General features: G+C 74.7%; 12 protein-coding genes and 1 pseudogene. 7 read left to right on the top strand and 6 right to left on the bottom strand.

Annotated elements, in window-relative coordinates; genetic code table 11:
• Positions 1 to 9: 9 nt before the first annotated feature.
• A complete protein-coding gene (locus AC3EUJ_RS20055; protein ID WP_431963203.1) occupies positions 10 to 345 on the bottom strand; it encodes a DUF202 domain-containing protein in 336 nt (111 codons plus the stop codon).
• Entirely contained in the window at positions 345 to 737 is a 393-nt protein-coding gene (locus AC3EUJ_RS20050) for a YidH family protein (protein WP_431963294.1), read from the bottom strand. Before AC3EUJ_RS20050 ends, AC3EUJ_RS20055 begins: the two co-directional genes overlap by 1 nt.
• Before the next feature lie 111 nt (positions 738 to 848).
• On the opposite strand from AC3EUJ_RS20050, the gene AC3EUJ_RS20045 reads away from it, so the two are divergent.
• Positions 849 to 1,424, top strand: coding sequence for a TetR/AcrR family transcriptional regulator (locus AC3EUJ_RS20045; RefSeq protein ID WP_431963201.1), 576 nt, complete (start codon positions 849 to 851; stop codon positions 1,422 to 1,424).
• A gap of 74 nt (positions 1,425 to 1,498) precedes the next feature.
• Positions 1,499 to 2,167, top strand: a pseudogene (locus AC3EUJ_RS20040) (DUF817 domain-containing protein); the annotation flags it as partial.
• A gap of 52 nt (positions 2,168 to 2,219) precedes the next feature.
• On the opposite strand, the gene AC3EUJ_RS20035 reads toward AC3EUJ_RS20040, so the two are convergent.
• The gene (locus tag AC3EUJ_RS20035; protein ID WP_431963199.1) at positions 2,220 to 2,756 is read right to left on the bottom strand and encodes an NUDIX hydrolase; all 537 of its coding nucleotides are present in this window, start codon (positions 2,754 to 2,756) and stop codon (positions 2,220 to 2,222) included.
• 314 nt (positions 2,757 to 3,070) lie between these two features.
• On the opposite strand from AC3EUJ_RS20035, the gene AC3EUJ_RS20030 reads away from it, so the two are divergent.
• The 4 genes from AC3EUJ_RS20030 to AC3EUJ_RS20015 all read left to right on the top strand — a co-directional run bounded on the left by AC3EUJ_RS20030 (position 3,071) and on the right by AC3EUJ_RS20015 (position 7,443).
• Positions 3,071 to 3,217 (top strand): hypothetical protein, encoded by a 147-nt coding sequence (locus AC3EUJ_RS20030; protein ID WP_431963197.1) that lies wholly within the window; start codon positions 3,071 to 3,073, stop codon positions 3,215 to 3,217.
• A gap of 193 nt (positions 3,218 to 3,410) precedes the next feature.
• Entirely contained in the window at positions 3,411 to 4,772 is a 1,362-nt protein-coding gene (locus AC3EUJ_RS20025; protein ID WP_431963195.1) for an NAD(P)/FAD-dependent oxidoreductase, read from the top strand.
• A 57-nt stretch (positions 4,773 to 4,829) separates the two neighbouring features.
• The gene (locus AC3EUJ_RS20020; protein ID WP_431963193.1) at positions 4,830 to 6,587 is read left to right on the top strand and encodes an acyclic terpene utilization AtuA family protein; all 1,758 of its coding nucleotides are present in this window, start codon (positions 4,830 to 4,832) and stop codon (positions 6,585 to 6,587) included.
• 7 nt (positions 6,588 to 6,594) lie between these two features.
• Positions 6,595 to 7,443 (top strand): pirin family protein, encoded by an 849-nt coding sequence (locus AC3EUJ_RS20015; RefSeq protein WP_431963191.1) that lies wholly within the window; start codon positions 6,595 to 6,597, stop codon positions 7,441 to 7,443.
• Here the strand turns inward: AC3EUJ_RS20015 and AC3EUJ_RS20010 are convergent.
• From AC3EUJ_RS20010 to fahA, 3 genes are all read right to left on the bottom strand, one after another.
• The gene (locus tag AC3EUJ_RS20010) at positions 7,394 to 8,872 is read right to left on the bottom strand and encodes a pyridoxal phosphate-dependent decarboxylase family protein (protein ID WP_431963189.1); all 1,479 of its coding nucleotides are present in this window, start codon (positions 8,870 to 8,872) and stop codon (positions 7,394 to 7,396) included. The genes AC3EUJ_RS20015 and AC3EUJ_RS20010 overlap by 50 nt on opposite strands.
• The gene (locus AC3EUJ_RS20005; protein ID WP_431963187.1) at positions 8,862 to 10,295 is read right to left on the bottom strand and encodes an MFS transporter; all 1,434 of its coding nucleotides are present in this window, start codon (positions 10,293 to 10,295) and stop codon (positions 8,862 to 8,864) included. The genes AC3EUJ_RS20010 and AC3EUJ_RS20005 overlap by 11 nt, the downstream gene beginning before the upstream one ends.
• 146 nt (positions 10,296 to 10,441) lie before the next feature.
• A complete protein-coding gene (fahA, locus tag AC3EUJ_RS20000; RefSeq protein WP_431963185.1) occupies positions 10,442 to 11,695 on the bottom strand; it encodes a fumarylacetoacetase in 1,254 nt (417 codons plus the stop codon).
• Positions 11,696 to 11,924: 229 nt separating this feature from the next.
• On the opposite strand from fahA, the gene AC3EUJ_RS19995 reads away from it, so the two are divergent.
• Entirely contained in the window at positions 11,925 to 13,214 is a 1,290-nt protein-coding gene (locus AC3EUJ_RS19995; RefSeq protein ID WP_431963183.1) for a chloride channel protein, read from the top strand.
• Positions 13,215 to 13,218: the final 4 nt, after the last annotated feature.

The raw sequence follows: 13,218 nt of genomic DNA, 5'->3' as shown, positions 1-13,218 counted from the left end.
GGCCGGCCCTCAGCGGGGCCCGAGGAAGACCAGCAGCGCTCCCGCGGCGGCCAGGACCAGTACGTACAGCACCGCCCAGGCCGCCGTCCTGGACGTCATCACGGCGGGCCGTGCCGAGCCCAGGGCGGTGATCCGCCGGTGGGTGGTGACGGTGAACGCGAGCCACACCAGCGCGCACAGCGAGAGCCCCAGCAACCCGGCCGGCGACACCCCGCGCAGCACCGCCTCGCGTCCCGCCAGCAGTGCCGCGACCGAGAAGGCCAGCGTGGTGCGCCGCCAGGCCAGCCGGGTCCGCTCCGGTTGCAGGCCCGGGTCCCGCGGTGTGTCCCCGCCCGGGGCGGTCATCAGCCCGCCCACCCCAGCGTCGCCGTGAGCAGCATCGCCACCGCCATCAGGGCCACCAGCACCGCCAGCACGGCGGGGAAGCGGGACACGGGCAGATCCTCCCCGCGTCGCATCGCCCGCTCGCAGCGCACCCAGTGGTTCACCGCGCGGACCGCGCACATCGCGCCGCCGACCACCAGCACCACCGCGAGTGTCACCCGGACCGGCCGGCGCAGGTCCCGGAGGAACTGGTCGACCGCGAAGCCGCCGCCCACCAGTGCGAGCGCGGTGCGCAGCCACGCGAGGAAGGTCCGCTCGTTGGCGAGCGAGAAGCGGTAGTCGGGCGTCGTCCCCTCGGCCCGCACCCGTGCCGGGGTGAACCACAGGGCGACCGCCCCGACCGCGGCCCGCACATGCTTGATCACGGCCCCACAGTATCGAGCGCGGTCCGGCCGGGCGCGCCTTGGGTGGGTCCCGGGGGAGCCGTAGTGTATCAATTGATCCAGAAATGGTAGGCTCGCGCCATGGCGCGCACCAGGGAGTTCGACATCGACCAGGCGCTCGACCGTGCGATGGACCTGTTCTGGCGCCGCGGCTACGCGGCGACGTCGCTCCAGGACCTGCTGGCCGAGCTCTCCATCGGCAGCGGCAGCCTCTACGCCGCCTTCGGCTCCAAGGACAAGCTGTACGCCCGCGCCCTGGAGCGTTACTGCTCCCGGTACGCCGGCGGACTCGTCGAACTCCTGGAGAACGCCGACGAGATCCGCCCCGCCGTCCGCACCGCCCTGACGCAGATGGTCGAGGACGACCTGGCGGACCCGGAACGGGGCTGCCTGCTGGTCAACGCCGCCACGGAGCGCGGCGACGACCCCGGCACCGTGGACCGTGTCACGGTCACCCTGCGCCTGCTGGAGTCCGCCCTCGCGGCGGCCCTGGAGAAGGCGAAGGCCAGGGGGGAGATCTCCGCCGGCAAGGACCCGGTGGAGCTCGCCCGCTTCCTCACCACCTTCGTGCAGGGCCTGCGCGTCGTGGGCCGGGCCCGCCTCGGCCGGGCGTTCGTCGAGGACGCCGTCGGGACCGCCCTGCGCTCCCTCGACTGATCCCGCCGCCTCCCGCCGCCTCCCGCCGCCTCGCGCGCGGAACCGGGGCGGCGGGCGGCGATGTCCCCCTCCCCATGGGACCGATCGTCACCGGCATCCGCAGGCTCGTGCTCTTCGGCTGGACGGAGGCGCGCTGCTGCGCCTTCGCCGTCGCGCTCCTGGCGGGCGTGGCCGGCTCACGGCTGCTGCCACCGCTGCCCGTCGCCCGCTACGACCTGCTGCTGTGCTACGGGGTGGCGCTCAGCGCGCTGTTCTGGGCCTGCGGCTGGGAACGCGGCAGTGACGTCGCGGTCATCGCGGTGTGCCACGCCGTCGGGCTGCTCTTCGAATTCGTCAAGGTGCACCTGGGCTCCTGGAGCTACCCCGAACCCGCGCTGACCAAGTTCGGCGGCGTCCCGCTGTACGGAGGCTTCCTCTACGCCGCCGTCGGCAGCTACGTGTGCGCCGCCTGGCGGCTGTTCGAACTGGGCCTGACCGGTTACCGCCGCCGGGCCATGACGATCCTGGCCGCGGCGGTGTACCTCAACTTCTTCACCCACCACTGGCTGCCCGACGCGCGGTGGCTGCTGGCCGTCGCTCTGCTGTGGGCCACGGCGGGCACCTGGGTGCACTTCACGGTCGACGGGGCGCGCCTGCGGATGCCACTGGCGCTCTCCTTCGTCCTCATCGGCTTCTTCCTCTGGGTCGCGGAGAACGCCGCCACCTACGTCGGCGCCTGGCGCTACCCCGACCAGCAGCACGGCTGGGTGCCGGTCTCCCTCGCCAAGTTCGGCGCCTGGGCGCTGCTGATCAGCGTCACCTTCGTCGTCGCCAGTCGCGCAGCCGCTGCCACGCCTCCAGGCCGTCGGGCACCCATTCCCGCTCCGGCAGGAGGCGTTCCAGTTCCTCCTCCGTCACGAAGCCGTGCCAGGCGACCTCCTCGGCCTGCGGCGACACCGGCGGATCGCAGCGCACCTCGTACACCCGGGACCACCAGGTGTGACCGGCCGCCGCCCCCGTGCCCTCGTACAGGAAGCTGAACAGCGGCGTCGGGCGCGGCAGACCGCACACCCCCAGTTCCTCCTCCGCCTCGCGCAGTGCCGCGTCGTCGTACCGCTCGCCCGCGCCCACCACACCGCCGACGAACATGTCGTGGAGGGAGGGGAAGACCAGCTTCCCCGCGGTGCGGCGGTGCACGAAAACGCGCCCCTCGCCGTCCCTGGCCAGGACGAAGACGCAGCGGTGCCGCAGGCCGCGCGCGGTGGCCTCGCCGCGCGTCGTCCGGCCGACCACCCGGTCCTGCTCGTCCACGATGTCCAGCAGCTCGTCCGCCGAGCGCGGAGCGTCCTGCATGGTGCCTCCCCGTCCGTCCTGGTGCCCATGGTGTCCGTGGGCACATGATCGGCCCCGCGGCGGGTTCCGGCCAAGCTCCCCGGCACCGCTCCCGGCGCCGGCGGACCGCGCACGGAAGCGACGCGTGACGACCGCTCACACGAAGGTGCCGGGCCCGGCGGGATGCCGCCGCCCGGGTCGGTGATCGAACTGCTGCGCGAGCCCCTCGACACGTACGAGCGCGCGCGGCACGACCACGGGGACCTCGTCCGCTTCAGCGCCGGCTTACCGGGTCTGCGCGCCCCCCCCGAGCGCCCGGCAGGTGGCCGGAGTGCGTGCTCGCCCTCGCCGTGCTGCTGCGCGGCCACGCACTGACCGCCCTCGACCAGGACGTCCCGCTCGGCGCCGGCATCACCCTCCAGGCCCGCGGACCGGCCCGCTGCCGCGTCACGTCCCGGGCGGCGGCGCGACCGGCGGGCTGACCCGCGCCCGGACAGCCGGGGCCCGCCCTCCGTGCCCCTTCATTTCCGCACGCCGGGGCCGGTAGCGTGCCGCACGCGGCCGCCGCCGCTCCGTTCGCGCCGCGACGAGGCGTGTGCGAGCGTGGCCGAAGGCGTATCCGCACACGCCGCGGGTAGGGAATCGGGCCCCGAACGGTCCTACGGGAGGCGAGTGATGAAGCGACCCAGGATCCTGGTCGTCGGCGGCGGCTTCGCGGGCATGGAGTGCGCGCACCGGCTGGAACGGCGGCTGAACCACGACGAGGCCGAGATCCACCTGGTCACGCCCTGGAGCCACCAGCTCTACCTGCCCCTGCTGCCGCACGTCGCCGCCGGGGTGCTCACCCCGCAGGCGGTCGCGGTCCCGCTGCGCCGGATGCTGCACCGCACCACCGTCATACCCGGCCGGGCGATCGGGGTCGACCCGGCCGCCAAGGCCGTCGTGATCAAGAAGATCACCGACGAGGAGCTCGTGGAGCCGTACGACTACCTCGTGCTGGCCCCCGGCAGCGTGACCCGCACCTTCGACATCCCGGGCCTCACCAAGCACGGCCGCGGCATGAAGACCCTCGCGGAGGCCGCGTACATCCGCGACCACGTCATCGCGCAACTGGACCTGGCGTCCGCCACCACGGACCAGGCCGAGCGGGAGTCCCGCCTGCAGTTCGTGGTGGTCGGCGGCGGCTACGCGGGCACCGAGACGGCCGCCGTGCTGCAGCGGCTGACGACCGCGGCGGTCAAGCGCTACCCGCGCCTCGACCCGGCCATGATCAAGTGGCACCTGATCGACATCGCGCCCCGCCTGATGCCGGAACTCGGCGAGAAGCTCGGCCTGAAGGCGCTGCAGATCGTCCGCGAGCGCGGCGTGGAGGTCTCGCTCGGCGTCTCCGTCGCCGAGGTCACCCCCGACACCGTCACCTTCACCGACGGCCGCAAGCTGCCGTGCCGCACCCTGATCTGGACCGCCGGCGTCGTGTCCAGCCCGCTGGTGAACACCCTCGGCACCGAGATCGCCCAGGGCCGGCTCGTCACCGACGCCGAGATGCGCGTCCCCGGCGCCGACGGGGTATTCGCCCTCGGCGACTCGGCCGCGGTCCCCGACCTCGCGGTGGGCGGCGACGCGGTCTGCCCGCCCACCGCCCAGCACGCCCTCCGGCAGGGCAAGACCGTCGCCGAGAACGTGGTCGCCACGCTGCACGGCCGCCCCCCGCAGCCCTACCGGCACCGGGACCTCGGGCTCGTGGTGGACCTCGGCGGGATCGAGGCGGTCTCCAAGCCCCTCGGCGTCCCGCTCAGCGGCCTCCCCGCCCAGGTCGTCGCCCGCGGCTACCACCTCGGCGCGCTGCGCACCTTCCCCGCGCGCTTCCGCGCCGCCGCGGGCTGGTTCCTCAACGCCGTCGCCGGCGACGACTTCGTCCGCACCGGGTTCCAGGCCCGCAGGCCGGCCGCGCTGAAGGACTTCGAGGTCACCGACATCTACCTCTCACCGGGGGAGATCCGCCGCCACGTCGAGTCGCTGCGCGCGACGGCCGCCTGAACCCCGCGCACCATCCCCACCCACATCTGAACACCGACACCGCTGACGGCGAGGGACATGACCCAGCGACGTGAGACCCTGCGCATCGCCAACTGCTCCGGCTTCTACGGCGACCGCCTGTCGGCCGCCCGCGAGATGGTCGAGGGCGGCCCGATCGACGTACTGACCGGCGACTACCTCGCCGAGCTGACGATGCTGCTGCTCTGGAAGGCCCGGCAGCGCGACCCCGAGGCCGGCTACGCCCTGTCCTTCCTCGCCCAGATGGGCGACGTCCTGGCCACCTGCCTGGACCGCGGCATCAAGATCGTCGTCAACGCGGGCGGACTCAACCCCGCCGGGCTGGCCGGCAAGCTCCGCGAGCTGGCCGCCCTGGCGGGTCTGAACCCCTCCGTCGCCCACCTGGAGGGCGACGACCTGCTCGACCGGCTGCCCGAACTCCAGCGTGAGGGCCACCCGTTCGCCCACCTGGCCGGCGGTCTCCCGCTCGCCGACGCCGGCGTGCGCCCGCTCACCGCCAACGCCTACCTCGGCGCCTGGGGCATCACCGAGGCCCTGCGCGCCGGGGCCGACGTCGTCATCTGCGGCCGCGTCACCGACGCCTCCCTGGTGGTCGGTCCCGCCGCCTGGGCCTTCGACTGGGCCACCGACGCCTGGGACCGGCTCGCCGGCGCGGTCACCGCCGGGCACATCATCGAGTGCGGGGCCCAGGCCACGGGCGGCAACTACTCCTTCTTCACCGAGATCCAACGGCCCGTGCGCCCCGGCTTCCCCATCGCCGAGCTGCGGCCCGACGGCTCCGCCGTCATCACCAAGCACCAGGACACCGGGGGAGCGGTCACCGTCGACACCGTCACCGCCCAGCTGCTGTACGAGATCGACCGCCCCTCCTACCTCAACCCCGACGTCGTCGCCCGCTTCGACACCGTGACCCTGGAGCAGGAGGGGCCCGACCGGGTCCTGGTCAGCGGCGCCCGCGGCGAGCCCGCCCCCGACACCCTCAAGGTCTGCCTCAACCACTTCGGCGGCTACCGGAATTCGGCCACCTTCGTGCTCACCGGGCCCGACATCGAGGCCAAGGCCCGGTTCGCCGAGGCGTCCCTGCTCGACGCGACCGGCGGCCCGTCCGGCTTCGAGACGTACGACGTCCGCACCGAGCCCACCGCCACCGGCGCCCGGCTCACCCTCACGGTCAAGGACCCCGACAAGGACAAGGTCGGCCGCTCCCTGTTCGGCGCCGTCGTCGGCACGGGCCTGTCCACCGCACCCGGGCTGCACATGGAGCACTTCTCGCCACGGCCGACGGAGTACGGCGTCCACTGGCCGGCCCTCGTCCCCGCCGCGGTCGTCCACCCCGAGGTCGTGCTGCACGACGGCACCCGCATCCCCGTCCCGCGCCCGCCCGTCACGTCGGTGCGCGTCCCCGCGCAGTCCCCGGCCCCGCCCGCCCGCCCCGCGGGCGGCCCCACCGTGCGCGCACCGCTGGGCCTGCTCGTCGGCGCCCGCTCCGGCGACAAGGGCGGCGACGCCAACGTCGGATTGTGGACCCGCGACGACGCCGCCTACACCTGGCTGCGCGCGTGGCTGGACGTCGAACGGCTGCGTGCCCTGCTGCCGGAGACCACCAAGCTCCCCGTCAGCCGCTACGAACTGCCCAACCTGCGCGCCCTGAACTTCGTCGTCCACGGCCTGCTCGGCGACGGCGTCGCCGCCTCCACCCGCCCCGACCCCCAGGCCAAGGGGCTGGGCGAGTACCTGCGCGGGCTGGAGGCCGACATCCCCGCGGTGCTCGTCCCCGGGCAGCGCCGCGAGGCATGATCGCGCCATGAGCAACCTCGATGTCCATCCCGTGCCCGCCACGTGCGGCGGGCGCGAGGACGTGTCCGCGCGGCCCGTCCACGACCTCCTCACCGGACGCCTCGTCCCGCTCGGCGAGAGCAGCGTCGTACGCCGTCTGCTGCCCAACCTCGGGCGCCGCATGGTCGGCGCCTGGTGCTTCGTCGACCACTACGGCCCCGACGACATCGCCGACCAGCCCGGCATGCAGGTGCCCCCGCACCCGCACATCGGGCTGCAGACCGTCAGCTGGCTCCACGAGGGCGAGGTGCTGCACCGCGACACCCTCGGCAGCCTGCAGACCGTGCGGCCGAGGGAACTGGGCCTGATGACCTCCGGCCGGGGCATCGCCCACTCGGAGGAATCCCCGCGCGAGCACGCCCGCCTCCTGCACGGCGCCCAACTGTGGGTCGCCCTCCCGGACGCGGCCCGGCACCGCGAGCCCGCCTTCGAGCACCACGCCGACCTGCCGGTGCTCCACGGCGGTGGCGGTCTCACCGCCACGGTGGTCCTCGGCGAGCTGGACGGCGCCGCCTCGCCCGGCACCGTGCACACGCCCATCGTCGGCGCCGACCTCGCCCTCGCGGGGGGCACCGACGTCACGCTGCCGTTGCAGCCGGACTTCGCGTACGCGGTGGTGGCTGGTCCGGCCGGTTCCGAGAGGCCTGCACGCCTCGGCGTCCGCGTCGCTTTCCGTGCCGCCGCCGCGGCCGGCTCGGCCTGGCCGGTCTCGCGGACCCCGCCGAGGCGTACGTGCCGCCCCCGGCCGACCCAGGCCGCGCGCGTCGTCAGACGCGGAAGACCGCGCCGACGAATTCCGTCAGCAACCGCTCCTTGAGCGGTACGGGCAGTGCGTCCAGCAGCGCCAGCACCGGGGCCATCCGGCGCGGCAGGCCGGTGTCCCCGCCCATGCCGGCGAAGGCCAGTACCGCCTCCACCTCCTCAGGACCCAGGGTGTCCGGGTCGAGCCCCGCCGCGAACTCGGCGACCACCGGGTCCACGCCCACCGGCTCCAGGGCGCGCGCCGCCCTCAGCGCCGCGTCCAGATCGGTGAGGAGCGCGTCGACCAGACCGGCCGACGCGGGGGTCAGGGTCAGGTGCAGGTTGGGCGGCAGCCCGTCGAAGGACAGCTGCGGCTGCAGGTACCAGCCGCGTTCGCGCATCTCGTCGGCGAGGTGGAGCAGCAGGCTCAGGTCCGGCGTGCCGTCGGCGCCGAGCAGGGTGAACGCGACGAGCCCGGCCTGGGGATCGCCGAGCACCCGCACCCCCTCGACGGCGCGCAGCCCCGGCAGCAGCCGGTCGGCGGCCGCGGCGGTGCGCTCGGCCAGTGCGCGGTAGCCGTCCTCCCCGATGTGCCGCTGCACGGCCCACGCCTGGGCGAGCAGCCCGGCCGACTTGGTGCCCTGCACCGTCGGGTTGACCACGGGGTACCCCGGCCAGCCCGCGTGCGCGAAGTACTGGTGGCGGCGCAGCTCGGCGTCCCGGTAGAGCACCACGGAGGCGCCCTTGTCGGCGTAGCCGTACTTGTGCAGGTCCACCGAGAGCGAGGTCACCCCGGGCACCGACAGGTCGAAGGCCGGCACGTCCCGCCCGGTGCGCCGCAGGTAGGGCAGCAGCCAGCCGCCGATGCACGCGTCGACGTGGCAGAGCACGCCGCGCCCTGCGGCCGCGGCGGCGATCTCCGTCACCGGGTCGACCACCCCATGGGCGTACGAGGGGGCCGAGGCGACGACCAGCGCCGTGCGGTCGGTGATCGCGGCCGCCACGGCCGCCGCGTCGGCCCGCAGCGTGTCCCGGTCCACCGGCACCACCACGGTATCCAGACCCAGGTAGGCGGCGGCCTTGTGGAAGGCGGCGTGCGCGGTGGAGGGCAGGACCAGCTGGGGCGCGGTCACCCCGCGCACCGCACGTGCGTGGTCGCGGGCGGTCTTGACGGCCAGCAGGATCGACTCGGTGCCGCCGCTGGTGAAGGTGCCCTGGGCGCCGGGCGCGCCGAGCAGCGCCACGGCGGCGGCGACCAGGTCGTTCTCCAGCCGTGCGACGCTGGGGAAGACCGTCATGTCCAGCCCGTTGACGGTGGCGAACGCCGCGTACGCCGATGCGGCCAGCTCGTCCACGCCGGACAGCCCGGAGTCGTAGACGTACGCGAAGGTGCGGCCGCCGCGGGTGGGGGCGTCCTGCGCGCGCAGCTCGCGCAGCCGCGCCAGCACCTCGTCGGCGGGGCGGCCCTGGGGGAGGGCGGGTGAGGGAGCGGGCTCAGTGGGCATGGTCGTCGGCGTCCTCGGGCGGGTCGGTGCGGGCGGTGGTGTGCGGGCCGGTGGTGTGCGGGCCGGGGCCGGCCGTGTCCTCCCGGTAGCGGTGGAGCAGCCACAGGCTGGTGGCGGCGAGCACCGCGGGCAGCACGCTCATGCCTGCGGTGATGCCGGTCAGCGCCGAGTCCGGCTGGTCGGCGTGGTGCGCGGCGTCCGAGGAACGGAACCCGCTCACCGCCAGCACCAGTGCGAAGGCCCCGGCGCCCAGCGCGAACGCCAGGGTTTCGGCGGCCGTCCACAGCCCGGTGAAGGTGGCAGCCCGGCGCCGCCCCGTGCGGACCGCGTCCGCGGCGAGGGTGTCGGCGAGCATGGTCAGCGGCAGCAACTGCAGTCCGGCGTAGGCGATCCCGACGGCCGAGACCGCCGGGTAGCCGAGCTCCGGCCCCGCGTAAGGGGTGAGGGCGAGCAGGGCGGCGGCGACGACGAAGAGCAGCGAGGCGCACCACTGCGCGTACTTCACTCCGCGCGCCCGGGCCAGCCGGCTCCACAGCGGCATCACCAGCACCAGCGGGCCGATCATGCAGACGAACAGCGGGGTGACGGCCTTCGCCGCGCCGAGGGTGTACGTCGCGAAGTACTGGACCCCGGCCAGCATGATCCCCACGGCGAGGGCCTGCAGCGTCCACATCCCCACCAGGAAGAGGAACGGCCGGTTGTCCCGGGCAGCCGCCAACTGCGCCCACAGCGACGGCTCCGACTCGCTGCGGGCGACCGACGGGGCGTGCCGGGTGAAATGCCAGGCGCCGAGCGTCCCCGCCAGCAGCAGCACCGCCACCAGCACCCCCATCAGCCGGTAGCTCGCGGGGGTGTCGCCCCGCTCGTGGGCGACCGCCGGGGCCAGCGCCCCCGACAGCAGGATCGCCACGCCGAGGAAGCCCACGCGCCAGCCCAGCACCCGGGCGCGCTCGTGCGGGTCCTCCGTCATCTCGGCGGGCATCGTCACGTACGGCACCTGGAAGACGGCATAGGCGGTGGCGGCCAGCAGGAAGAGCGCCGCCACGTAGCCCGCGGCGGCGGCCCCGCGCAACGGCGGCGCCGCGAAGACCAGCGCGAACAGCGGCGGCAGCGTGAGCGCCCCGGCCAGCAGGAACGGCCGCCGCGAACCGCCCTGCAGGCGGCTGCGGTCGGCGGCCGCGCCCACCAGGGGGTTGATCAGTACGTCCCACGCCTTGGGCAGGAAGACGGCCGCGCCCGCCACCGCCGCCGGGACGGCCAGCACATTGGTGAGGTAGTAGAGCAGGATCAGGCCCGGCACCGTGCCGAAGGTGCCGGTGCCCAGCGAGCCCAGGCCGTAACCGATCCGCACCCGCCGGGGCAGCGGTGGGGCGGACGCGCGGCCGGCGTCCTCGGCGGGTGCGGAGGGCAGCGTCTCGGACATGGCTCCCCTGCGGGTCCGGGTCGTTTCGGGGCGGACGGGCGTGCTCGCGTACGCGACGGCGCGGCGTGCCGTGGCCGGACGCCGCGCCGTCAGGCGTAGGAGATCACGCCGAGCCGGGACTCGGACAGACCCCTGAGCAGGTCAATTCACACGGGTACCGGTCCCGCCACCACGCGGCCCGCGACCTCGCCGAAGCCGATGCGGGTGCCGCCGGGACCGGGGGCGGTCGCCGAGATGACGAGCTCGTCACCGTCCTCCAGGAACGTCCGCTTCGTGCCGTCCGCCAGCACCAGCGGCTCCTCGCCGTTCCACGTCAGCTCGATCAGCGCGCCCCGCTGCTCGCGCCGCGGGCCGCTGACGGTACCCGAGCCGAAGAGGTCGCCCGCTCGCAACGAGGCGCCGTTCACGGTCATGTGGGTGAGCATCTGGGCGTACGTCCAGTACATGGTGGAGAACGGCGGACGGGAGACGACCTCGCCCCGCAGCCGGACCTCCACGGCGATGTCGAGCCCGCGCGGCGGCGTCCCCGCGCCCCGGTCGTCCAGGTAGGGCAGGATTCCCACGTCGTGCGGTGGCGGGTCGACGCGGGCCGCCGACAGCGCGTCGAGGGGGACGATCCACGGCGAGACGGAGGTCGCGAAGGACTTCCCGAGGAACGGCCCGAGCGGCACGGTCTCCCAGGCCTGGATGTCCCGGGCCGACCAGTCGTTGAGCAGGCAGACCCCGAAGACGTGCTCCTCGGCCGCCGCCAGCGGCACCGGCTCGCCCTGCGCCGTCGGGCCGCCGACGACGAAGCCGAGTTCGGCCTCGAAGTCCAGCCGCTCGCACGGCCCGAAGGACGGAGCGGACAGGCCGGCGCCCCTGCGCTGCCCGTGGGGACGCACCACCGGCGTCCCCGAGACGACGACCGTGCCGCTGCGGCCGTGGTAACCGATGGGCAGGTGCTTCCAGTTGGGGGGCAACGGCTCCCCGTCCGGGCGGAAGATCCGGCCGACGTTCGTGGCGTGGTGCTCGGAGGCGTAGAAGTCGACGTAGTCCGCGACGTCGAAGGCGAGATGGAGCGTGACGGAGTCGCGCGGCAGCAGATGCGGTTCGACGGCCGCCCGGTGGGCCTCGTCCGTCAGCCAGGCGCTGATCATCGACCGAACCGCCGTCCAGGACGAACGCCCGGCCGCCAGCAGCGGGTTGAGCGTGGGCGCCGTCAGCAGCCCGGCCTCCGGCCCGGCCGTTCCGGCTCCGGCGGCGCGCGCGGCGGCGCCCGCGTCGAGCACGTGGTCTCCGATCGCGACGCCGATCCGGCGTTCCCGCGGACGGTCCGCCGTGGTGAACACCCCGTACGGCAGATTGTGGACGCCGAAGGGGGAGTCGTCCGGCACGGCGACCCAGGTGGGGGCGGCCATGGCACCTCCAGATACGTCGGGGCCGCGCTTCCTCGCGCGGTCGGCTCACCCTAACGTCCAGCGTGGCCTGCGCCGCTGTGCGGCCCCGCGTCGGTAGTCTCGCCGGACATCACCCGTTCCGCCCCATTCGCGAGCGAGGAGGCCGGCGATCAGCCATTCCGGGAACCAGCCTCAGGAAGCCGACCAGCTGCGCGAACTACTGCGCCGTCCGGAGTACCGCAGGACGCTCGTGTTCTCCGCGGTGATCGGCATCCCGGTGTCCGTCCTGGCCTTCTGGTTCCTGGTCGCGCTCGACCAACTCGAGCGGCTGCTGTGGGAGGTGCTGCCCGGGCGGTTCGGCCTGCAGGCCCCTGCGTGGTGGTGGCCGCTGCCGCTGCTCACCCTCGCCGGTGCGATCGTGGGCCTGGTCGTCACCCGTATGCCGGGCCGCGGCGGCCACATCCCGGCCGGCGGCCTGCACACCGGCGGGCTCACCCCGTCCGCCCTGCCCGGCGTGGTCCTCGCCGCCCTGGCGGGCCTGCCGCTGGGCGCGGTGCTCGGCCCCGAGGCCCCGCTCATCGCCTTCGGCGGCGGACTGGCGCTGCTCTTCCGCGACATGGTCCGCTCGCCGGCGACCCCGCAGAGCAGCGCGCTGCTCGGCGCGGCCGGTTCCGCGGCGGCGATCGCCACGATCTTCGGCAACCCGGTGGTGGCCGCGGTGCTCCTGATGGAGGTGGCCGGGGTCGGCGGGCCCCAGCTGTTCGCGGTGATGCTGCCGGCCCTGCTCGCCTGCGGCGTGGGCGGCATCGTGTTCACCGGCTTCGGCCGCTGGACGGGGCTGAAGACGTCTCATCTCGACATCGGCCTGCCCCGCGCGCCCACGCTCGACGCGGGCGATGTGGTGTGGGGCGTGCTGCTCGCCCTGGTGGTCGGGACGGCCGTGCACCAGACGGTCACCGGCGGCAAGGCCACCGCGGCGTTCGTCTCCCGGCGGCCGCTGCCGCACATCGTGCTCTGCGCACTCGCCGTCGGCGCCTGCGCCGCCGTGTACGCGCTGGCCACCGGCCGGACACCGGAGGAGGTCGCCTCCTCCGGGCAGGCGGTGCTGTCGCAGATGGCCGCCGACCCGCACGCCTGGCCGGCCGGCGCCCTGGTCGCGGTGCTGCTCTGCAAGGGCGCCGGCTACGCGCTCTGCCTGGGCAGCCTGCGCGGCGGCCCGGTCTTCCCCTCGCTCTTCCTCGGCGGCGCCGCCGGTCTCCTGGCCGCCCCGCTACCGGGTTTCGGGGTCGTCCCGGCGATGGCGGCGGGCATGGCGGCGGCCACCGCCGCCGCGATGCGCCTGCCGGTGAGCAGCGTGGTCCTCGTGGTGCTCCTGCTCGGCAACATCGAGTCGGTGCCCGTCGTGGTGCTCGCGGTCGTCGTCGCCTTCGCGGTGGCCGAACTGCTACCGCAGGGGCCGGACATCCCGCCCTTGCCGCCGCTCGGCGGCGGGCAGCCTCCGGCCGGACGAGCGCCACGTCCGGCGTCGTCGCGGCCGTGACGGG

Source organism: Actinacidiphila sp. bgisy160 (genome assembly GCF_057707815.1).
This window is presented reverse-complemented; position numbering and strand designations above follow the sequence as displayed.

Excerpts from the sequence above, each read along its gene's own strand:
- AC3EUJ_RS20015 (WP_431963191.1), top strand. The coding sequence starts at position 6,595 with ATGAGCAACCTCGATGTCCATCCCGTGCCCGCCACGTGCGGCGGGCGC.
- AC3EUJ_RS20005 (WP_431963187.1), bottom strand. The coding sequence starts at position 10,295 with ATGTCCGAGACGCTGCCCTCCGCACCCGCCGAGGACGCCGGCCGCGCG.
- AC3EUJ_RS20035 (WP_431963199.1), bottom strand. The coding sequence starts at position 2,756 with ATGCAGGACGCTCCGCGCTCGGCGGACGAGCTGCTGGACATCGTGGAC.
- fahA (WP_431963185.1), bottom strand. The coding sequence starts at position 11,695 with ATGGCCGCCCCCACCTGGGTCGCCGTGCCGGACGACTCCCCCTTCGGC.
- AC3EUJ_RS20010 (WP_431963189.1), bottom strand. The coding sequence starts at position 8,872 with ATGCCCACTGAGCCCGCTCCCTCACCCGCCCTCCCCCAGGGCCGCCCC.
- AC3EUJ_RS20045 (WP_431963201.1), top strand. The coding sequence starts at position 849 with ATGGCGCGCACCAGGGAGTTCGACATCGACCAGGCGCTCGACCGTGCG.
- AC3EUJ_RS20025 (WP_431963195.1), top strand. The coding sequence starts at position 3,411 with ATGAAGCGACCCAGGATCCTGGTCGTCGGCGGCGGCTTCGCGGGCATG.
- AC3EUJ_RS20020 (WP_431963193.1), top strand. The coding sequence starts at position 4,830 with ATGACCCAGCGACGTGAGACCCTGCGCATCGCCAACTGCTCCGGCTTC.
- AC3EUJ_RS20055 (WP_431963203.1), bottom strand. The coding sequence starts at position 345 with ATGACCGCCCCGGGCGGGGACACACCGCGGGACCCGGGCCTGCAACCG.